Genomic DNA, 18,270 nt, shown 5'->3' on the forward strand with positions numbered 1-18,270 from the left:
CGGCCCGGCCCCGCCCGGCCCGGACGGTGAGCGGGGGACGTTTCGTGATGCTCGCTGCCGTCGGCCTGCTGCGCACCCTTCACCTTCCCGGTATGGGCGCAACGCGATGGGCTCGACCGGATGCACTTGTCGTAGGTGGACCGCACGCCCTTCGAACGAAGGGTGCCTCGGATGAGTGAACTCTTACGGCGGCCTGCATGGTGGCGGGCGGGGGTGCGCCAGCACGCAGGCTGAACCCGTAAAAATGAGTAGGGCCGGAGTCCTGGAGCAAACGCCAGGGACTCCGGCCCTACTGGTGTTGGTGCAGGGGCACATGAGGTGTCCTCGCACCGTCCGCTCGACATGGCTACCAACCCCGAGCGGCGGGAACCGCGACCAGGAGGTCCGTTCCATGACCAGCATCCCTCTTCCTGACGGCCAGAGCGACGATCTGCCCGAACTGTTCCAGAGCACGTTCGAGGAGATGATCATCACGGCCGGAAGGGAGCTGAAGGCTCAGCGCCGCCGACTCCGTCAGATGCGCCGCCAGCGTCGGCGCCAGTACCGCCGAAACGCCGCCCGATGGGCTAGGGCGCACAGCCGCGCGGGGCTCTTCTGTGGTGGTTCGCTCGCGTTCGCGGTCGGTGCAACCTTCGCCCTGCTGGGGATGTATGACATCGCCGTCGAGCTGTTCAAGGTCGCGGTCGCCGCATGGATCGCGGCGGCCTCCGTCCAGCAGTCCTGTGGATAACGGCACAGACCTGCAGAACAGCACGAATGCCGAAAGTCCCGCAGGCGCCAGCTCGGGGACCTTGCCTCCGACCCCTAGGTAACGATCAGTGTTCTGGACCGTCCTCCGCGCGTGCGCGTGCAGGACGCTCCAGCAAGTCCAAAACCTCACGCGTCCGATGCGCTGGTCCACAGGGGAGGCTGCTGAAGGCGCGATCGGCCTTTTATTTCAGCCCTCGTCCCTTGGACTGCTTCGGCTGCGAGGGCTCGGTGCCAGCGGATCGCTGTTGAGCGGTCTGCTTCGCCTGCTGGCGGACCCGGCGCGGGATCGCCTCCCGGTCGTGCAGCTGCGGGAACTTCTTGGCAATCGTGGCGCGTGGGGCCTTCTCGGCGCGGGCGTTGGCGGCTTGGGCGCGGTTGCTGGCCGCGTATCCCCGGAACTCGCCCGCCTTCCGGGTGGCGCGGCCGAGCGGACCACCCTCACCGACCAGACCAGCAGCAATGACGGCCCAGAGCCGTCCGGCATCGACCTCGCCCGGGTCGCTCTGCAGCAGGCCCGCCTCGCCGCGCGGAACAACGGCCTCGAGGCCCGCGCCCAGCGCCGCCGCCAGGCCGCGGCGACCGAGGCCGCCGCGCTGCGCCGGGCCCGGCAAGAACGCGCGACCCGGGAGTCGGGGACGCCCACCAGCCTCTCGGAGTCGGCTGAGCTACGGACCACGGCCTGAGCCAACTGATAGATCAGCTCCCCCTGTTACTGGTGGTTGTCCCGGCGTAGCGTTACGGGTACGTCTGGGACACCGTGCGTCGCGTCGCGCACCGAAGGGGGGAGTCGTGCAGGCAGGGACCGTGCTGGACGGACGCTACCGGCTGATCGAGCCGGTCGGCGCGGGCGGGTTCGGGCAGGTCTGGCAAGCACATGACCCGAAGGTCGACCGGCTGGTGGCGGTCAAGGTCCTCACAGGTGACGGCAGCGCGGACCACGACCGGCAGGTGGCCCGGTTCGCCCGCGAGGCCGCGGTCGCCGGCGGCCTGTCCCACCCGCACATCGTCACCGTGCACGACTTCGGCTCCACGATGCATCACGAGCGGCCGTACGCCTACCTGGTGATGCAGCTGCTCCCCGGCACGTCCCTCAGTGCCCTCCTGGAAGCCGGCCCACTGCCCCTGCCGAAGGCCCTGTACATGGCGTCCTGCGTCGCCGACGCCCTGGAAGCCGCGCACGAGGCCGGCCTTACCCACCGGGACATCAAGCCGTCCAACATCATGGTCCGGGACAACGGCGAGGCGACGGTCGTCGACTTCGGCATCACCAAGGGAAGCGATGCCCGGCACGACATCACCACCACCGGCGTCCTGATCGGCACCCCGGCCTACATGGCACCCGAAGCGCTGTCCGGCACCTTCGACTACCGCTCCGACCTGTACTCGCTCGGCTGCGTGCTCTTCGAGACGGCCACCGGCCAACGGCCCTTCACTGGCACGTCCTGGCACCTGATCAACCAGCACCTCAACGAACAGCCCGCCCCACTGCGCACCCTGCGCCCGGACGCCCCCGTGGAACTGGAACGACTCGTCGACCGGCTCTTGGCCAAGGACCCCGCCCAGCGGCCGGACAGCGCCGATGAGGTCTATGACCTCCTGGAAGAAATGGGTGACCGCTACTTCGGCAGCACTTCGCCCATCCCCAGCCGTGGGGCCGACGTCACCTCCGAAGTCTGGCTCCACCCGGACGAAGCCACCGGTGGTGCGGTCATCCCCATGCGTATGACCGCCCGCGAAAACTGCCCTGCCTGCGCCACCACAGGAGTCGAGACAAGGCTGTTGGACTGCACTGTCTGCAGAGGGGAGGGCAGGGTCGCCAGCAAGCGGCGCACCTTCAATATTCGCATTCCCGCTGGTGTCCGGAACGGGCAGAAGATCCGGCTCAGGGAATTTGGCGCGCCGGGCGAGCATGGCGGAGCGCCCGGAGACCTGTACGTCACCGTCCATGTCACTGACTGAACGAGCCTCCGGATTCCGGTCGGCGCGGACAGCACGACGGAGCTGGTTCGGTTCCGCCGGGCTATATCAGCTCGCGCTTTCCTTGCTGCCACTGCCTGAGCATGCCGGGCTGTCAGCCACTGCGACGGAGTTGCGTGGTACGCGGACCATGCTTTCCTCTGCGGCACCGATCTCACCGCGCCATTTGTTGGCGATGAAGCCGAAACGCCGGTAGAAGTCATGAAGTCGGTCCGGGTCCGCGCCGAAGTTTTCGGTCGGGCTGAGCGTCATCGCTGCTCCGCGCAGGTCGGCCGCGGAGACGAGGTGCTCCATGACGCGCGTGCCGAGTCCGATGCCTCGCTCGCTCTCAGGGAGGACGATCAAGTACAGCAGGAGATAACCGCGACTGATCTCAAGGCTGACGTGCACGCCTGGGTAGGTGGTCCGCACTTCTTCGGCCAGGGCATCGGCCCACGCGCTCTGCTCCTCTTCGGTAGGCGCGTGTTCGAGATCGCATAGCCACTGCTCGAGCCAGGCTTCGTAGCAGGGATTTGCCGTGTCCGATGGAGGCAGAAGGGGCCCGGCGCCATGTCCGGATCGTGCGTCGTCACCGGGCGTCATCGGCACGTTCGGCGTGGGCGATATCAGTCGCGAGGGTCTCGGGCGGTGCACCGCTGGTGCCGGCCGACGGCTCGACCTGGTCGTCGTCGGGGCCCCAGAGTGCGCGGGCGAGGAAGTACAGGGCGATCATCCCGGCGTAAATGAACGCGCCCCAGCCGAAGATCAGCCAAAGGACGTTCGCGTCGCCGCGCGGGGCACTGTAAGCGACGCCCTGCCCGGTGGTGAACAGCCACGGGAACCACGCGGAGCGTACGAAGCCCGGGTCCGCGTACCGGCCGCCGCCCCGGCGCCACGACATCAGCGGGACCGACGCGAAGCCGACGCAGGCCCAGCAGTACATGAAGGCGAAGAAGTCGTTGGTGATGAACTGGTGGCCGTTGCTGATCCCGAGGTAGGCGACCCCGGGCAGGAAGAGCGCGACCGGAACTCCGTAACCCAGCACCTCGCCACGGTCTCGGATCTTCAGCACCATCTCCCCCTGCTGTCGACGTCTCACCCGGCACCGTACCGGCCGCGCCTAGCCCGATCCGCCGATCGCCGGAAAGGGCCAGGAGGCCAGGGCCGGCTACTCGCGGCGCACGAGCTCCTCGGCAGTGGGCACGTGCCGGGTGACATGCGGCTGGCCGCTGTAGTCCACGGTGATCGTGTGCCGCAGCACGTCGTCGTCGGCGTCGCAGAAGACGTGCTCGGTCTGCAGGCAGACCCGGTCGGTGGAGATTCCGAAGTCGCGGGCCTCCTGGGCGTTCACGTGGCGGGCCATGGTGTCCGTGGCCACCTGCACCGTGCTCGGGGGCGCGTCCGGATGCAGCCAGTCCATCTCGTCTTGCTCCGCCACGGCTACTTGCCCTTCGCGATCTGGTCGACGCGGCCGGTGGACAGGCCGAGCTGCTCGGCGACCTTGGCCAGGGTGAGGGTCTGGCGCAGTTCGAGTACAGCGTTCCGACGGATGCCTTTGGCCTGGGTGAGGGGTGCGGCGATCGCCTCGGTGAGGGCGTCTTGCAGGTCGCGGGCGGCTTTCTCCCGGGCCACAGGGTCGCGGATGGCGCCGATGGCGGCGAGCGCCTTGCTGACGGCGGAGGCGTTGATCAGGTCGGCCGGTTCGGTGGTCATAGGACGACTGTAGAGAAGTTGAAGATTCTTTTATAGGGCCCCTTGACGAATTTCTAGGGGCCCTATAAATTTATGGATGTAGGCAGGAACCATGACAAATCAAAAGAGGGCAGGCGATCAGGATGCCGAAGCTTTCTCCGGCCGAGACCAAGGTCATCGGCGAGAAGGTCAAGACCTTCGAGCTCAAGTGGGAGACGCAGCGCCGCATGTGGTTCACCGGCGGAACTGCCGCACTCTGCAGGGCCGCTGAGGAAGGCAAGGAGTCTTGCGAGTTCACGGTGACCATCGCGCAGGACCGGTTCCGCAGCACTGAGGACGCCCGGGCGTGGGGGGCCACTCAGGCGTGGGACCCCTGGACCGGAAAGCCGGTCGAACTCTGACGGCCCAATGGTGGGGCCCTCCCGAGGCAAGCGGGAGCCCCACCGGACGGACTGTATCCGCCTCTCCTCTGTACCGGACATCGTCACAACCGCCCAGGATCAGGGAGGACTCATGGCGCAGCAGTGGTGGACCGAGGGCAAGCAGTACATGAACGAGGTCGCCGGGAAGAACGGCCACACCCTCACCTGGAAGCGCCTGCCGCGCGAGTCGAAGGACCACGCCCTCATCTTCGAGGGAACCTGCGCCGACTGCGGTGCGACGGTCTGCATCGACCGGTACGCCTCCAGCACCACCGGCATCCGCGACGCCCGCAATGATGCCTGCTCCGGACCCGGCACCGCCGTCCTCACCTACATCGAGCAGGAGCGCGCCAGCGAACTGTTCGCCGACGCCGTCGGCGAGTACGTCCAGGCCCTCGCCGACGCCGGCATCGTCTACACCCGCCCGAAAGCGCCGTTCCGCAACCCGCTCGCCCCGGAGGGCGAGTGCGGCCTGATGAGCCGGGACGGCTACACCTGCAACCGCCGCCTCAACAAGCGCGGCACCCACAACCTCAACGAGTGGAACGGCCCGGACCACGTCGGAACCCACCCCGACGAAGACTTCACGATGCCGTTCAGCGACGACGACCTGCTTCTGGCTTGATCGTCCCGCCCCGCCTGGCTCTCCGGAGCCGGGCCCGCACCACCCCAGGAACTGCCCCCGGAAGTGAGAAGAGAGGCCATGCGCAAGACCGCCAAAGCCTCCGTGACGATGACCGTCGAGCCGCTCGCGCAGCAGCACATCGAGCCGTCCCGCCGGGCGTTCCCCGAGACCGACGTGGTCGCGGACGATGCGCCGGCCCCGATCGACCAGGCCGTCGCTGCGCAGCCATCCACCGCTGCTGTTGCGCCGTTGGTGGATCCAACACGCACCGGCCCTCCCTGTCACGGACCGCTGAAGCGAAGGAGCGCGGGCCGGCTACTCGAGGTGCGCGAGCTCCTCGGGGGTGGGCACGTGCCGGGTGACATGCGGCTGGCCGCTGTAGTCGACGGTGACCGTGTGCCGCAGGACGTCGTCGTCGGCGTCGTAGAAGATCTGCTCGATCTCCAGGCAGGCCCGGTCGGTGGAGATCCCGAAGTCGCGGGCCTCCTGGTCGCTCACCCGCCGGGCCCGGGTGCCGGTGACCATCCGCACCGTCCCGGCCGGTGCGCCCGGCGGGAGCTCGACAGCGCCCGGCCGCGCCCGAGTCGACCACGTCTGTGCCCCGCCCTGGTCCGCCATGGTCGCCACCGTAGCGAGCCTGCCTGGGCGCTGGGGGCGCTCTCTCGGCAACTCGGCCCGCCACCTATATGCCCACACGGCGTTTCCGCAGGTGGATGGGTGCGCGATAAGGCTGTCAGGTATGAGCCAGGTGTCGTCTGCCACGAGAACGTCAGTGGGTCTTGCCATCAACTGTCAGTGGTTCAGCCAGGGGATTTGTCAGTGGCGGCTTCGGGGACCAGATAGAGGGAGACAGTGAGTAGGGAGCACGGGGCAACCGCACGGTGCTTGCCGCTCGTCACGACTGGCATGACATCCCCGCCCTTACTCCCGGCACCAGCCATCCCGCACTGGCCGCACTGGCCGCACTGTGGCGAGGGCGCGACCTCAGTCGATCCGGTCGGCTGCCACGGTCGACAAGTACCCGGAGAGTCGCTCTGCTTGGCCCACCTCGCACCTGCCGCCCGAGCCAGGTACCTGGCAACGCTGTCCCCGGGCGACGACATCGACCACTGCGGCACCACTTTCACCGACTCCCTGCTGAACGACCTCCTTCATGTACTCCGCGACCCGACTTCCAGCCGCCCTCACCTCGGCGGAGCTCTGTTCGACGGTGTGAGGTTCTCTGCCGACGCCCGGTTCGACGGCGCCACGTTCTCTGCCGACGCCACGTTCAGCGGCGCGACGTTCTCCGCCACCGCCCGGTTCGGCGGCGCGACGTTCTCCGGCACCGCCCGGTTCGGCGGCGCCACGTTCTCTGACACCGCCTGGTTCGGCGGCGCGACGTTCTCCGGCACCGCCCGGTTCGGCGGCGCCACGTTCTCTGACACCGCCTGGTTCGACGGCGCCACGTTCTCCGGCACCGCCTGGTTCGACGGCGCCACGTTCTCTGACACCGCCTGGTTCGACGGCGCCACGTTCTCTGACACCGCCTGGTTCGACGGCGCGACGTTCTCCGACAGCGCCCGGTTCGGCGGCGCGACGTTCTCCGGCACCGCCCGGTTCGGCGGCGCGACGTTCTCCGCCGACGCCCGGTTCGGCGGCGCGACGTTCTCCGGCATCGCCCGGTTCGGCGGCGCGACGTTCTCCGCCGACGCCCGGTTCGACGGCGCCACGTTCTCCGCTGCAACTTTGTTGGGGCCGTTGGTGTGTCACGGACGCCTAGATCTGTCCGGTGCGGCGTTTGTGGCACCGGTGACTATCGAGGCTGCGGCTGCAAAGGTGCGATGCGTCCGCACGCGGTGGGAGTCGACGGCGGCCTTGCGGCTGCGGTACGCCGAGGTAGACCTATCGGACGCAGTGGTCACACAGCCGATCGCGGTCATCGCCCACACCGCGCTCTTCGCCACGGGCAGCGGGACCGTTGTCGACGAGACCGCGCTGACCGACACAGCTGGCGTACAGCTTGCCTCTGGTGTATCCATCAGCTCGCTCCGCGGGGTCGACGCCGCCCATCTGGTGCTGACCAACATGGACTTGACCGGGTGTCGATTCTTCGGTGCGTTTCACCTCGACCAACTACGGCTGGAGGGCGAGACCGTCTTCGCCCGCACCCCGGTGGGAACCGATGTGCGCCGGGGAATCCCGCTGCGGTGGACTGACCGCCTGGCCCTGGCCGAGGAACACCACTGGCGCGCCCTGCCCGACCGCCGCCCGAGTCTGCGCGCCGGATGGACCCCAGCCCCGCCGCAACCGGGCCCGGCGGCGTGCCCGCCGGGACCACCCGCTCTGGCCGCGCTGTACCGCCAGCTTCGCAAAGCCTTCGAAGACGGCAAGGACGAACCCGGCGCCGCCGACTTCTACTACGCCGAGATGGAGATGCGCCGCCTGGACCGCCGGCCCCGCCGCAACCAGGCCGAACGAGGGCTGCTCACTGCGTACTGGGCCCTGTCCGGCTACGGCCTGCGCGCCTCCCGCGCTTTGGCCTGGCTGCTGCTGGCGATGACTGCCACGGTCCTGGCCATGATGTTGTGGGGCCTTCCGGCCGACGATCCGAAACCGGAGTCGACCGGGAAGGTGACGGGCCAGGACATCCGGCTCACCACCGACACACCCGCCCCCGTCAACCCCTCGGGACCACTGCATGAGCGTGTCTCGACCAAGCGGTTCGAGAAGAGCCTGCGGGTAGTGGTGAACTCCGTGGTCTTCCGCTCCTCCGGCCAGAACCTGACCACCCGCGGCACCTACACCGAGATGGCCTCACGTCTCGCCGAACCCATCCTGCTCGGCTTCGCCGCCCTCGCCATCCGAGGACGCGTCAAACGCTGATCCGCTGACACCGCTCGTGGCAAAACGACTGACGTTCTCGTAGCAAACGACACCAGGGCCTGCGGATGCCGTTCCGGGCCGTCCACTTTCCGCTCGGCCGAAAAATCCGAACGGGTTAAAAAATGGGTTAAAGACTGGGGTAAACGGTGCTAGGGTGGGGGACGAAAGGAGATCCAATGGCATCCGAGGAAGAGCTGTTCGCGAACATCGACGCGCTGCTGGAGGAGGAGCCTCAGCTCCCGCCCCCGGCGGAGCGCGCCCGTCTTCGTGAGGCCGCCGGTATCACCCAGGCCCGCCTCGCGACCGCGCTGAAGTCGACCGTGCAGACGGTCAAGAACTACGAGAACGGCCGGAGCGAGCCGAAGTCGCCGCGCCTGGAGGCGTACCAGCGGCTCCTCAAGGGATGGGCGGCGAAGTACCCCGCCCCCGGAGCTCCCGCCGCTCCGGCCCCCGTGACCGCGCCGCAGCCCACCCGGGTGCCGGACACGTTCACCGGCCCGGCCGCGCCCGAGTCCGCTGCCCCGGCACAGGCCCCCGCCGCCGCGGCCGCGCCGGAGCGTCCCGCCCGTCCGGCCGGACGCCCGACGACGTCGTCCCGGCGCCCGGCGGCGAAGAAGGCCGCCGCGCCCGCCGTCGACCCGCGCTTCCCACATGGCCCGCTGGCCGTGCTGGACGGTGACGGCTCCGCGTACGCGGTGGGCGGCGTCGTGCTGGACTGCCCGGCGACCACCGTGGTGGAGTTGGTGGAGTGGACGCTGCGCGAGTCCGGTCTCGGCGCGCCGAAGCTCAACCGGTACGGCAAGGACTCCGATCCGCTGATTGTGCTCACCGCGGCCGCCGCCGTGAAGCTCGGGCTGCCCGAGCGTCTGGAGGGCCACGAGCAGCGCCGCTCCCTGCGCCTGCCGGAGGACCACCCGGTCGTCAAGCAGGTCGCGAAGGCGAAGTGGCAGCTGACCCAGCGCGGGTTCGGGCCGTGGGCGCGGATCTACCGCAAGGCACAGGGCCGCGACCGTCAGTGCGTGCAGCTGGCGATCCTGTCCTGGGACGCCCTCGATGAGCGGTCCTGGCCCGGCGTCTCGGAGATGGAGCCGGCCGACATCGCCCGCGTCCTCGGGGTGTACGCCCAGCGGGTCATCACCCCGCGCGGCTCCACCGCCGTCTCCGGGCTGGAGCTGATGACGGCGATGCGCCCGCCGACGAAGGCCGTGCAGGACCCGGCCACCGGGAACTGGGTGTCCGGCCACAACGCGGGCAGCCTCGGCACCGAGCCGATGGACCCGGCGCCGCCGGAGGCCACCCCGGAACACCCCGTCGTCGTCAACAGCGGCTGGACCGGGGGCTTCCTCAACGAAGAGGCGTACCAGTGGGTGCGCGACGTGGACACGCTCTCCGATGAGGAGTGCACCCTGCCGTGGGCAGTCGGCCTGGACCTGAACACGGCGTTTCTCGCCGCTGCGGCCCGCCTGGTCGTCGGCCTCTCCGCCCCGGACCACTTCCACGCCCCGACGTTCAACCCGAAGATCCCGGGGAGCTGGCTGGCCGACGTCTCCCACATCGAGCTGGACCCGCGCCTGCCCAGCCCGTTCACCCCGGACGGCTCCCGCCCGACGGGACCTGCCTGGTACCAGACGCACACCCTCGCCTACGCCCAGGAGCTCGGCTACGACGTCCACCCGATCGAGGCGTACCTGCGCCGCGAGACCGGCGCCTACCTCGACCCGTGGCACGACCGCCTCAAGAACGCCTACGTCGACACCCTCGCCGACCTGGGCGTCACACGGGACCTGTCCGACACCGAGTTCCTCGCCGCGATGGAACACCACAAGGAGAAGGACCCGGCGCTGGCCGCCGTCCTCACCGCGATCAAAGCAACGGTCAAGGGCGGCGTCGGCAAGCTCCGCGAGCGCCCCCAGGGCAAGCACTACAAGGAGGGCGAGACGTGGCCGGCCCTCGCGCGGCCGACCTGGCGCCCCGACATCCGGGCCGCCGTCATCAGCAAGGCCCGGGTCAACATGCACCGCAAGCTCCGCAACATGGCGGACATGACCGGCCTGTACCCGCTCGCCGTGCTGTCCGACTGCGTCGTCTACCCCAGCCCGGGGACGTCGCCGCTCGACTTCCTGCCCTACGCCGCCTCGGGCAAGCCGCAGCCGGGCGCCTTCCGCCTCGGGCCCACCCCGGGCCTGGCGAAGCTGGAGGGCGTCCAGCAGATGCTGTGGGCGGTCGACCTGATGGAGAAGGGCCTCAACCCGGCCCGCCACATCAAGGGCGGCGACGCCGTCCTGGACGAAGGGGAGTAGGACTGTGGGGGAGATCGACGACGCGATCGAGCGGGCCGACCGCGAGGCGTTCACCAAGGACCCGCCCAAGACGTTGAAAGGCCAGATCGGATTCCTGATCAAGCAGTTCGGCAGCGCGAAGGCCGTCGCCCAGGAGCTCGGCGTCACCGCCGACTCCGTCAACCGCTACCGGCGCGGCGCCCGCAAGCACGCCCGCGCCGACGTCGCCGCGAAGATCGACGACACGGTCAAGGCCCGCTGGCAGCCACTGGTGCGCAAGCGCCGCCAGAAGCAGGCCGCCGCCTCGGGCGGCATCACGGTGGAAACCAGGGCCCGGTTCGGCTACTCCGCAGCCGTCGGCACGACCGACGACGGACGGTTCCGCAGGCTCACCGTGCACCTCCCCGCGACGTACGCGCAGCGCCTGTTCGACGCCCGCGACACGGGGGCCAGCGACCAGGAGATGCGCGGAATCATCGCCGAAGGGTTCAAGGAAGTGTATTTCCAGGACGGCGGCGGTCGCGCTATGGGACTGTCGGACGTGGAAATCAACGACATCGATTACCTCGATCTGGACTACTAAATAGGAGCGGAAAGCATGACCACGCAATTCCCGCCCATCGACCGCGACAAGAGCCACCTGACCGCCGTGGACGAAGAGGCCGTGCGCCTGGCCGACGTCCTGGAGGACCACCCCGGCACCAGCGACGTCACCGACGCCGGCACCCGCGGCGACATCGTCTTCACCGCGGCCGGGAGCACCTGGATGCTCGACTTCCAGCACGGCCCCGACGGCGAGGTCTTCCAGTCGGCCGGTGTCCCGGCCCCGGCCAATGTTCCCGCCGCCGACGTGCTGTGCGACGTCGTCGTCCCAGCGCTCCTGGCCGACCCCGCCTACCGGGCCGCCACCGCCGACGGCGACACCCTCACAATCCACCTGGCCACCGGCCGCCACTACACCCTGGCCCTCAGCCCCGCCGCCTGACCCCGGTCGGCACACCACGGTCCGGGCCCCGGCATCGCAACTGCCGGGGCCCGGCCTCGTGTCGCTCACCCCGTAGGAGGGATCTGCCCATGACCGCATCCACGACGATCCGGCGCGCGTACCGTGAGGTGACGACCCGCCGGGAGGACCAGATGAGCGCGCAGCCCGACCACGCACCCGTCACGCCGTACGCCCCCTCGCCCGGGGCGCCGGCCGAACTCCTCACCCAGCTGCGCGCCGACAAGCGCGCGGACCGCTGGGTGCCGGCCTTCGAGCGCGAGTGGACCGCCGCCCTCGAGGAATCCCGCCGCAGCTTCTCCCTGGCCGGGCTCTACGAGGTCATCCAGGACTGGCAGGGCCGCATCGCGCACGCCCCGGCCGTCGACGCGTTCATCGCCTCCGGCTACAACGACAGCGACGCCATCGACCTGGCGGAGCTCCGCCGCCGTCACGGGTGAGCCCGTCGCCGTACGCGGTCCGCGTCTCCGCCCCGGCCGCCAAGGTCCTCGACTCCCTGCCCGAGCACGCGGTGGACACCGTGTGGGACATCCTCGCCGCGGCCGCCGCAGACCCGTGGGGCTTCCGGCAGTTCGACACCGACGACGACGAAGGCGAGGACGTCCGCTACGCGGCCGTCGGCCAGCTCTCCGTCACCTTCTGGGTCAACCGGCCCCTGAACAGCCTGACGGTCCTGAACATCGTCTGGCTCGGGTAGCCACCCTGTGACAACGGTCTGACCCCGGCATCGCAACTGCCGGGGTCAGACCGTTCCTGATCGTAGCCACCGCCGTATCCACTCGTTGCCACCCGTTGGCAACGGGTATCCGCCCGGCAGTTGTCACCAGGCGCCGCGCGGGCGGTCGGCACCGAGCTGCACCTCGCGCCGGCACTCCGGACACTCCGGCAGGCCCTCCACCCGGCGCGGCCGGTCACCCTTCGCCCAGCTGAACCCGCACAGGGCCGTGTTCGAGTAGTGCTGGACCTGGTCGTCATCGGAGGCGTGCGAGCCGTAGCCCGGCACCCTCCAGGTGAACGTCGCCTCCCCGTCGTACGGGCCGCCCTCGGGCCAGTCGTAGACCGGCTCGGTGGTCGTGCAGCGCATCCGAAGGTCAGGACCCGTCCACTTCTTGCCGTGGACGATCTCCGCAGCGGCGTCGGCCGCGTCCGCGAGGCGCTCGAAGGACAGGTCGTAGTCGTCCATGTGCTCCCACGAGCCCGGCTTCTGCGTCTCGCGCATCAGCGAGCGGAACATCAGCAGCAGCCGGGCCAGGTCGTGGTGATGGACCCGCACCGTCCGGGTGGCATGGTCGAAGCCGTAGGTCGGGTCGTACGGCGGCCTGTTCGGCATCGGTCCTCGTTCGCTCGGCGGTCAGCGGCCACGGCATCGGCGGCCTGGACGACGTCGTGGTCGTCCCCGTGCCCAACGAGGCCGGCCTGCCGGAGCCACGCCGACCTACGCCGTCCGTGCACCGGCCGACCGCGGCTCAGCCTTGCGGCGGCGTAGCGCCGGGCAGCTCCCCGGAGAAGGCCCACCACTGCTCGATGGTCCACACGGCGACGCTGGAGCGGTCGGTGGACATCCGCAGCCACACCTCCTCGGCGCCGGGCATGAGCGCCACCTCCAGGTGCGCCTCGTCCCACGTGCCCACCGGGTACATCCACTCGATGCCGTCGGGCCACTTCCGCATCGCCACCGTGCGCACGCTCAGCGCCGCGGCGAAGGCGTCCAGCGCCACCTTGGGTATCCGCACCTCCGCCGGCTCCCGCTCGATCCCCGCCACCTGGTCCCCTTCGGCTCGTGCGACGGGATCCGCGCCCGCCGTCGCGGGTCAGCGTGACAGACCCGCGCCGCGCACGGTGTCACGCTGTGAGGCTGGCAGACTCACAGGCCATTTCCCCAGGTGGACGGGGTGAACTATGAGGCTGTGAGCCTGTGAGGTGGAGTGCGCGGCCGGGCTCCCGCACGCCCTGGTGGTGCCCGCCGGCGCGGAGGATGATGGAGTCGTGGGCGAGCACACCGAGGACCAGGAGCACGGCGTCGAACCCGCGCGGCCGCCGCTCACCGCGGCCCGCGCCCGGGAGATGACGGCCGGGCTGCGCGAGGCGATGGACGACGTCCGGCGCTCCGTGGCGGTCCTCGCCGCCCGGGTCCGCGCCGCGCACGCCGCCCGCGTCTGGCTCCCTCTGCAGCACAGCAGCTGGGAGTCGTACTGCCGGGCGGAGTTCGGCATCAGCCGCGCCCAGGCGTACCGGCTCCTGGACGTCGCCCGCTCACTCACCGCGATCCACGGAGCCGTCGCGGCCGGCACCGATCCGTCTCGCCCGCGAGACAGCGACCCGGCCGCCGCGGCCGCGCTCGACTACGGCCTGTCCCAGCGCGCCCTGATCGCCGTCTCCAGCCGCAGCGGCGACGTCGCGGAGCTGATCACCCGCCGCCTCGCCACGCTCGCCCACAGCGGCCTCCAGGCCCTCGACGCGGCCACGGTGCGCGCCGTGGTCCGCCAGGCCGTCCGCGACATCCGCACCGCCCCGCCTCCGCCGCCCGCCGATCCGCCGGCGGACCCGACCGTCGCCGCGCTGCGCCGCGTCGTCGACGACCTCGCCGCCAGCACCCACGCGATCGGGGAGCTGATGCTCGAAGTCGCGCCGGCCTACCTCTCCGACATCGAGGCCGCCGACGTCCTGGCACTGCTGTGCGAACAGATCGGCGAGCCCCTCGAGCACGGCCTCGCCGCCCGCCGCTACGCGATGTCCGGAGACCGCCGCGCCCTGCGCGGCACCGTCCTGTAGACCTAGCGGCCAATCGGATGACTTGCACGTCGTGAGAAATCCACCAGTTCTACGCTGACGTCGCAATCACGGACTGTCAGAGGGGAGGCCCAGGTGGCGGAGGCCCGTTGGGTTGCCGTATTCAATGTCCAGGAGCTGGGCAAGCAGTTTCAGCGTTCTCGGCCGGTAGCGGGCTGGGACGACCAGGGCAACGCTCTGACTCTCGATCGTGGGGCAGGGCGGCTCGTCAAGGCCAATGAGCAACCTGGCTTCGTGGCTGTTCGTGAAAGCGCCGGCTATGCCGACGCTTTCCCTGCGCCACCAGGTTGGACCGTCAGATGGTGCCGTGATGGAGCCGACGACATCGTCGATCCCGTAGTCGGCTTCATTGAGGATCCCCATGTCGACGGTGGAGTGCCACTGATCGCGGATCTGGAAATGAGCATCATCAGGGATCTCCGCACGATGTGCGTTGATGAACGGCGGCGAGGACGCCGACCGATTCTCATGCCACCGAACAACGGAGCTGATCAGTGACTCAACACGTCATGCCTGTGGGGCTCCACCCCGGCGATCCAGCTGCCTGAGGCGGGCGCCTCGCACGCTAGCCGCGCATACCCATTGGGCTCAGCGGCGGATAGCCGCCCGCCGTCCGCGACGTCCGCACCGCCCCGGCCCCGACACCCGCCCAACCGCCGACGGACCCGGCCGTCGCCGCCCTGCGCGCCGTCGTCGACGACCTGGCCGCGTGCTCGCATCAGCTTGGGAAGCTGATGCTCGAAGTCGCCCCCGCGTACCTCTCCGACACCGACGCCGTCGACGTCCTGGCCCTCCTGTGCGACGAAATCGGGGAGACGGTCGAGAACGGCCTCGCTGCCCGCCGCTACGCCCTGACCGGCGACCGCCGCGCCCTGTACGGCACCGTCCTGTAGGCCACCCGTCCCGGCGCTCCTATGTGACACACAGGCCGTTTCCCCAGGTGGGCGAGGTGCGCTGTGAGGGTGTGAGCTGTGAGGCGAGGGCCTGCGCCGACGGGATGCCGCTGCTCCTGGCCGTGCTGCTCGCGGTGGTGTGGAACGGGCTGCTGCTCGATGGGCAGCGGGGGTGGTGGCGGTGGTTGGCGGGGTGCTGCTCGTGCTCCTGGTGGTGGTCCTCGGGTTGCAGCACGGTGGTGTCGTGGGTGCAGCGCAGCGCAGCATTTGCATGGGTCAGGCGGCACACGGGGGCTGCACGGGCAGCAGGCCGGCCCCAGCCGGTGCAGCACGGCCAGCCACTGCCCGCTGCTCGGGCCGTGCTGCTTCCGGGCCGATGCCTGCTGCTTCGGGGCCAGGGGGCAGTACCTCGGACCCGTCGCGGCGGCTGCGGAACATAACTCAGCTGTGATGTTAGGCAGGAGATCTATGCGCACCTGGTGCATACATCGCCCTCGGTCCGAGAGGCCGCTGGTGTTCTGCTCCTCCAGAACAATCCGGTTTACCTGGTGCTACCGCCTGCCCGCTACCCATGGCCGGTCAACGTGGTGGAGCGCCCAGCGTTTGTTCTGCTCCTCCAGAACAAACCGGTTTACCTGGTGCTACCGGCTTGATCGCGGCGGGCACGAAGAAGGCGCCGCACGGAGAGTGCGGCGCCTTGGGGTCTTCGCGGCGCCAGGAGCCCGCTGGGCGGCCTGCGCGGGCTGCAGTGGGGTTGCTCAGCCGGTGGGGGCGAGGTTGGCCATCTGGGCGGCGAACCGGGCCCGTCGCTGTTCGGTGAAGCGTCCGGGTTCGGCGGCTTTGATCTCCGGGACCTTCATGACGGGGGAGGAGACCGCGCCGCCGGTCAGCAGCGGGTGGAGCTGGTAAAGGCCGTCCTCGAGGCTCCAGGCGAGTCCGCACTCGCGGAGCTCCTTGAAGCCACGGTTCACGGTCGGCTTGCTCGCGCCTAGCTCAGCACACATCTCGTTCTGGCTGATCGAAGCGGTGCCGGTCGCCGGGTCGCTGAGGTACAGCAGCTGGTCCAGGACGCGGCGGCCGGCGGTGGAGACATCGACCAGGGCCAGGAGGCGCAGGACATCACGAGGGATCGTGACGGGGGCCTCCGTGGGAGGGCTGGGGACGTAAGAGCTGCTCACAGAGCCTCACCACTTCCGATCAGGTCGGGACGCTGTACCGAGGATATGCCGGGCGAGGTCATGCACTCACCTTGCGTACGGGCCGCCGCTGCCGCAGCGTCACGACCTTCTCCTTGCGGCGGGCGGACTCCGCGGCCTTCTTCTCCGCCTCCCGCAGCTGACGCCACTCGGTGGGGTAGTCGGCGTGCGGGATGACGCAGGCCGGACCCTTGGCACTGTTCCAGAGCGCCTGCCACTTCTCCTGCTCGCCGGAGGTGCCGGCCACCGTCAGCCACGGGTTCAGCTGAAGGATGCCGCGCTTGGCGGTGCGCTGCCAGCCGATGTGCGTGAAGAACTGGCTGGCCTCGTTCACGGAGGCCGCCGACAGGTTGCACCGGGCCTGGAGGTCGCGCTGGTTCGTCTTCACGAAGCCGCGGGCGACTTCCCGGAGCTGGTCGTCGGCGCGGTTCGCGTTCTGCAACGCCACCTGCTTGCACCAGACCTGGAACCAGGAGCCGGGCATCTTGAGGCTGCCGAGCACGTCCATCAGCAGCCGGGCGTCCAGCACGTAGCCGCTGCACCCCGCACTCGCGGCGAACTCGCGGCCCTGGATCTTCTCCACGCCCAGGATCAAGCCGCCCTTGCCGTCCGACCGCGCAACCACGCGCTCGCCGGGGCGGACGATCGGCAGCTGTTCCATCAGCACAGTCCTCCAGGGATGATCAACGTTTCGAGTGGCACGGTAGCACTAGGTAAACCGGCTTGTTCTGGAGGAGCAGAACAAACAGTGCCTCAGAGTCACCTGACGGACCGTCAGATTCCGAGGGTCTTTGTTCTAGATATCCAGAACACTCAGGACGCCTGTGTTCTGGATATCTAGAACAAACGGTTTCGCATCACCGCAGGTCAGAGCCGGTTTGAGCGCGGAACGCTCTTATGTGTCTTTAGACGTCACCCACCCCGTGCGCCGCTCCCGTCACGCCGTGCGGGGCACGGCACAAACGGCTGGTCACGGCGGGCGTGTCGCCGTCGCCAGCCACCGGATCCAGGGGGCCAGCCCTCGTGGCTGAGCAGGCTTCGCGTGCGGCACCGTGCCCCGGTGCGGGTCGGGGACGGCAGCAGCGGCTCTGAGTCTCGGGTGGTGCCGACCGTGACGATCAAAAGCGAGGAAGCGTGGCCGGTGCTGGTGGGCGGTTCCGCCCCCCGGCCCTGGGGGCCGGACGGCTCCGGTACCTCCGCACGTCGAATTCAACCGGTCCCATATCTGAGCTTCCTTTCCGTAGTTTGGGTATTGCGGGCCGTGCAATTCTGAATTCAACCGGTAGTTTATTGGCCGGGCCAGGGGTGGTGTGGCCAGGACCCAAACGCTACACAGTGCGGATGCCTGATGCATCATCCCCGCCGCGCGTTCGCCCTCCCGAGTGATGTCTCATCGGATTCCGCCCCACGGTCGCCGGTTGGCGTGTATGCTGGCGGGGTATTGTGAACGCAAGCGGGCGAGCTCGAGAGTGGGGGAGGGGTCAGGGTGGAGCGCAGCGGAACCCGTCGCTGCGGTGAGGCCAGCACCCATGCGACCCGACGTTCCGTCACCGTCGTTGCGGGGGTGGTGGCTGGGATTCCCAAGCCCTACACAGCCCCCCGCGCGATGCACCTCCCTCGTAGCCAGCCCGGGTGATCGCGCTTGCGCGGTCGCCTCCAATTCGCGCTTGCGCGAATTGCATTCCGTTCGGAATTCCGCTTGCGGAATTCCATTCCCGCGCTTGCGCGGGAATCCGAATTGCGCTTGCGCAATTCGCGCTCTATGCCCCGGCTTGCCGGGGCATATCCCGCTCCGCGGG

24 protein-coding genes are annotated in these 18,270 nt (G+C 69.4%); 14 read left to right on the forward strand and 10 right to left on the reverse strand.

All coding sequences use genetic code 11. The features are described 5' to 3' along the window. The first annotated feature begins 391 nt into the window (after positions 1-391). The 3 genes from ACFYXC_RS36610 to ACFYXC_RS36620 all read left to right on the forward strand — a co-directional run bounded on the left by ACFYXC_RS36610 (position 392) and on the right by ACFYXC_RS36620 (position 2,709). A complete protein-coding gene (locus ACFYXC_RS36610; RefSeq protein WP_389556877.1) occupies positions 392-730 on the forward strand; it encodes a hypothetical protein in 339 nt (112 codons plus the stop codon). A 385-nt stretch (positions 731-1,115) separates the two neighbouring features. Continuing rightward, the gene (locus ACFYXC_RS36615) at positions 1,116-1,433 is read left to right on the forward strand and encodes a hypothetical protein (protein ID WP_389556879.1); all 318 of its coding nucleotides are present in this window, start codon (positions 1,116-1,118) and stop codon (positions 1,431-1,433) included. 106 nt (positions 1,434-1,539) lie between these two features. Continuing rightward, positions 1,540-2,709: a protein kinase gene (locus ACFYXC_RS36620; RefSeq protein WP_389556881.1), complete on the forward strand. Its 1,170-nt coding sequence runs from the start codon at positions 1,540-1,542 to the stop codon at positions 2,707-2,709. A gap of 66 nt (positions 2,710-2,775) precedes the next feature. Here ACFYXC_RS36620 and ACFYXC_RS36625 read toward each other — a convergent pair whose 3' ends face one another. The 4 genes from ACFYXC_RS36625 to ACFYXC_RS36640 all read right to left on the reverse strand — a co-directional run bounded on the left by ACFYXC_RS36625 (position 2,776) and on the right by ACFYXC_RS36640 (position 4,419). Beyond that, positions 2,776-3,309, reverse strand: coding sequence for a hypothetical protein (locus ACFYXC_RS36625; protein WP_389556882.1), 534 nt, complete (start codon positions 3,307-3,309; stop codon positions 2,776-2,778). Next, positions 3,296-3,781: a hypothetical protein gene (locus tag ACFYXC_RS36630; RefSeq protein WP_389556884.1), complete on the reverse strand. Its 486-nt coding sequence runs from the start codon at positions 3,779-3,781 to the stop codon at positions 3,296-3,298. The genes ACFYXC_RS36625 and ACFYXC_RS36630 overlap by 14 nt, the downstream gene beginning before the upstream one ends. Positions 3,782-3,874: 93 nt before the next feature. Then, entirely contained in the window at positions 3,875-4,144 is a 270-nt protein-coding gene (locus ACFYXC_RS36635; protein WP_389556885.1) for a hypothetical protein, read from the reverse strand. A gap of 2 nt (positions 4,145-4,146) precedes the next feature. Beyond that, complete coding sequence (locus ACFYXC_RS36640) at positions 4,147-4,419, reverse strand: hypothetical protein (RefSeq protein WP_389556887.1); 273 nt, start codon at positions 4,417-4,419, stop codon at positions 4,147-4,149. 122 nt (positions 4,420-4,541) lie between these two features. Here ACFYXC_RS36640 and ACFYXC_RS36645 point away from each other — a divergent pair, with 122 nt between their 5' ends. Together ACFYXC_RS36645 and ACFYXC_RS36650 are read left to right on the forward strand one after the other, a co-directional pair. Continuing rightward, positions 4,542-4,799: a hypothetical protein gene (locus tag ACFYXC_RS36645; RefSeq protein ID WP_389556889.1), complete on the forward strand. Its 258-nt coding sequence runs from the start codon at positions 4,542-4,544 to the stop codon at positions 4,797-4,799. A 112-nt stretch (positions 4,800-4,911) separates the two neighbouring features. Next, on the forward strand, positions 4,912-5,445 hold the full coding sequence (locus ACFYXC_RS36650; RefSeq protein WP_389556891.1) for a hypothetical protein: 534 nt from the start codon (positions 4,912-4,914) through the stop codon (positions 5,443-5,445). A 315-nt stretch (positions 5,446-5,760) separates the two neighbouring features. Here the strand turns inward: ACFYXC_RS36650 and ACFYXC_RS36655 are convergent, their stop codons facing one another. Continuing rightward, on the reverse strand, positions 5,761-6,063 hold the full coding sequence (locus ACFYXC_RS36655; protein WP_389556893.1) for a hypothetical protein: 303 nt from the start codon (positions 6,061-6,063) through the stop codon (positions 5,761-5,763). Between the two features lie 420 nt (positions 6,064-6,483). On the opposite strand from ACFYXC_RS36655, the gene ACFYXC_RS36660 reads away from it, so the two are divergent. The 6 genes from ACFYXC_RS36660 to ACFYXC_RS36685 all read left to right on the forward strand — a co-directional run bounded on the left by ACFYXC_RS36660 (position 6,484) and on the right by ACFYXC_RS36685 (position 12,289). Next, positions 6,484-8,310 carry a pentapeptide repeat-containing protein gene (locus ACFYXC_RS36660; protein WP_389556895.1) on the forward strand — a complete coding sequence of 609 codons (1,827 nt, stop codon included), beginning with the start codon at positions 6,484-6,486 and terminating at the stop codon, positions 8,308-8,310. Between the two features lie 176 nt (positions 8,311-8,486). Further along, entirely contained in the window at positions 8,487-10,610 is a 2,124-nt protein-coding gene (gene tap, locus ACFYXC_RS36665) for a telomere-associated protein Tap (RefSeq protein ID WP_389556896.1), read from the forward strand. A 4-nt stretch (positions 10,611-10,614) separates the two neighbouring features. Beyond that, positions 10,615-11,172 (forward strand): telomere-protecting terminal protein Tpg, encoded by a 558-nt coding sequence (tpg, locus tag ACFYXC_RS36670; RefSeq protein WP_389556898.1) that lies wholly within the window; start codon positions 10,615-10,617, stop codon positions 11,170-11,172. A gap of 15 nt (positions 11,173-11,187) precedes the next feature. Continuing rightward, a complete protein-coding gene (locus ACFYXC_RS36675) occupies positions 11,188-11,574 on the forward strand; it encodes a hypothetical protein (RefSeq protein WP_389556899.1) in 387 nt (128 codons plus the stop codon). A gap of 152 nt (positions 11,575-11,726) precedes the next feature. After that, positions 11,727-12,032, forward strand: a complete 306-nt coding sequence (locus ACFYXC_RS36680; protein ID WP_389556916.1) for a DUF6247 family protein — start codon at positions 11,727-11,729, stop codon at positions 12,030-12,032. Continuing rightward, entirely contained in the window at positions 12,029-12,289 is a 261-nt protein-coding gene (locus tag ACFYXC_RS36685) for a hypothetical protein (RefSeq protein ID WP_389556901.1), read from the forward strand. The genes ACFYXC_RS36680 and ACFYXC_RS36685 overlap by 4 nt, the downstream gene beginning before the upstream one ends. A gap of 123 nt (positions 12,290-12,412) precedes the next feature. Here ACFYXC_RS36685 and ACFYXC_RS36690 read toward each other — a convergent pair whose 3' ends face one another. Next, positions 12,413-12,922 (reverse strand): hypothetical protein, encoded by a 510-nt coding sequence (locus ACFYXC_RS36690; RefSeq protein ID WP_389556902.1) that lies wholly within the window; start codon positions 12,920-12,922, stop codon positions 12,413-12,415. Between the two features lie 136 nt (positions 12,923-13,058). After that, on the reverse strand, positions 13,059-13,355 hold the full coding sequence (locus ACFYXC_RS36695; protein ID WP_389556904.1) for a hypothetical protein: 297 nt from the start codon (positions 13,353-13,355) through the stop codon (positions 13,059-13,061). A gap of 223 nt (positions 13,356-13,578) precedes the next feature. Between ACFYXC_RS36695 and ACFYXC_RS36700 the strand changes: the two genes are divergently transcribed. From ACFYXC_RS36700 to ACFYXC_RS36710, 3 genes are all read left to right on the forward strand, one after another. Beyond that, the gene (locus ACFYXC_RS36700) at positions 13,579-14,364 is read left to right on the forward strand and encodes a hypothetical protein (protein ID WP_389556906.1); all 786 of its coding nucleotides are present in this window, start codon (positions 13,579-13,581) and stop codon (positions 14,362-14,364) included. A 93-nt stretch (positions 14,365-14,457) separates the two neighbouring features. Continuing rightward, positions 14,458-14,880: a hypothetical protein gene (locus ACFYXC_RS36705; RefSeq protein WP_389556908.1), complete on the forward strand. Its 423-nt coding sequence runs from the start codon at positions 14,458-14,460 to the stop codon at positions 14,878-14,880. Positions 14,881-15,116: 236 nt separating this feature from the next. Further along, positions 15,117-15,275 carry a hypothetical protein gene (locus tag ACFYXC_RS36710; protein ID WP_389556909.1) on the forward strand — a complete coding sequence of 53 codons (159 nt, stop codon included), beginning with the start codon at positions 15,117-15,119 and terminating at the stop codon, positions 15,273-15,275. 19 nt (positions 15,276-15,294) lie between these two features. Here the strand turns inward: ACFYXC_RS36710 and ACFYXC_RS36715 are convergent, their stop codons facing one another. The 3 genes from ACFYXC_RS36715 to ACFYXC_RS36725 form a co-directional block, all read right to left on the reverse strand. Continuing rightward, positions 15,295-15,510, reverse strand: coding sequence for a hypothetical protein (locus tag ACFYXC_RS36715; protein WP_389556911.1), 216 nt, complete (start codon positions 15,508-15,510; stop codon positions 15,295-15,297). Between the two features lie 523 nt (positions 15,511-16,033). After that, positions 16,034-16,453 (reverse strand): helix-turn-helix domain-containing protein, encoded by a 420-nt coding sequence (locus ACFYXC_RS36720; RefSeq protein WP_389556912.1) that lies wholly within the window; start codon positions 16,451-16,453, stop codon positions 16,034-16,036. A gap of 58 nt (positions 16,454-16,511) precedes the next feature. Beyond that, positions 16,512-17,132 carry a hypothetical protein gene (locus tag ACFYXC_RS36725; RefSeq protein WP_389556913.1) on the reverse strand — a complete coding sequence of 207 codons (621 nt, stop codon included), beginning with the start codon at positions 17,130-17,132 and terminating at the stop codon, positions 16,512-16,514. Between the last annotated feature and the right edge of the window lie 1,138 nt (positions 17,133-18,270).

This window comes from Streptomyces sp. NPDC002701, from assembly GCF_042889045.1.
Lineage (GTDB): Bacteria > Actinomycetota > Actinomycetes > Streptomycetales > Streptomycetaceae > Streptomyces.

Coding starts and splice junctions, on each gene's coding strand:
- ACFYXC_RS36610 (WP_389556877.1), top strand. CDS start 392: ATGACCAGCATCCCTCTTCCTGACGGCCAGAGCGACGATCTGCCCGAA.
- ACFYXC_RS36625 (WP_389556882.1), bottom strand. CDS start 3,309: ATGACGCCCGGTGACGACGCACGATCCGGACATGGCGCCGGGCCCCTT.
- ACFYXC_RS36630 (WP_389556884.1), bottom strand. CDS start 3,781: ATGGTGCTGAAGATCCGAGACCGTGGCGAGGTGCTGGGTTACGGAGTT.
- ACFYXC_RS36640 (WP_389556887.1), bottom strand. CDS start 4,419: ATGACCACCGAACCGGCCGACCTGATCAACGCCTCCGCCGTCAGCAAG.
- ACFYXC_RS36645 (WP_389556889.1), top strand. CDS start 4,542: ATGCCGAAGCTTTCTCCGGCCGAGACCAAGGTCATCGGCGAGAAGGTC.
- ACFYXC_RS36650 (WP_389556891.1), top strand. CDS start 4,912: ATGGCGCAGCAGTGGTGGACCGAGGGCAAGCAGTACATGAACGAGGTC.
- ACFYXC_RS36655 (WP_389556893.1), bottom strand. CDS start 6,063: ATGGCGGACCAGGGCGGGGCACAGACGTGGTCGACTCGGGCGCGGCCG.
- tap (WP_389556896.1), top strand. CDS start 8,487: ATGGCATCCGAGGAAGAGCTGTTCGCGAACATCGACGCGCTGCTGGAG.
- ACFYXC_RS36675 (WP_389556899.1), top strand. CDS start 11,188: ATGACCACGCAATTCCCGCCCATCGACCGCGACAAGAGCCACCTGACC.
- ACFYXC_RS36680 (WP_389556916.1), top strand. CDS start 11,727: ATGAGCGCGCAGCCCGACCACGCACCCGTCACGCCGTACGCCCCCTCG.
- ACFYXC_RS36690 (WP_389556902.1), bottom strand. CDS start 12,922: ATGCCGAACAGGCCGCCGTACGACCCGACCTACGGCTTCGACCATGCC.
- ACFYXC_RS36710 (WP_389556909.1), top strand. CDS start 15,117: ATGCTCGAAGTCGCCCCCGCGTACCTCTCCGACACCGACGCCGTCGAC.
- ACFYXC_RS36725 (WP_389556913.1), bottom strand. CDS start 17,132: ATGGAACAGCTGCCGATCGTCCGCCCCGGCGAGCGCGTGGTTGCGCGG.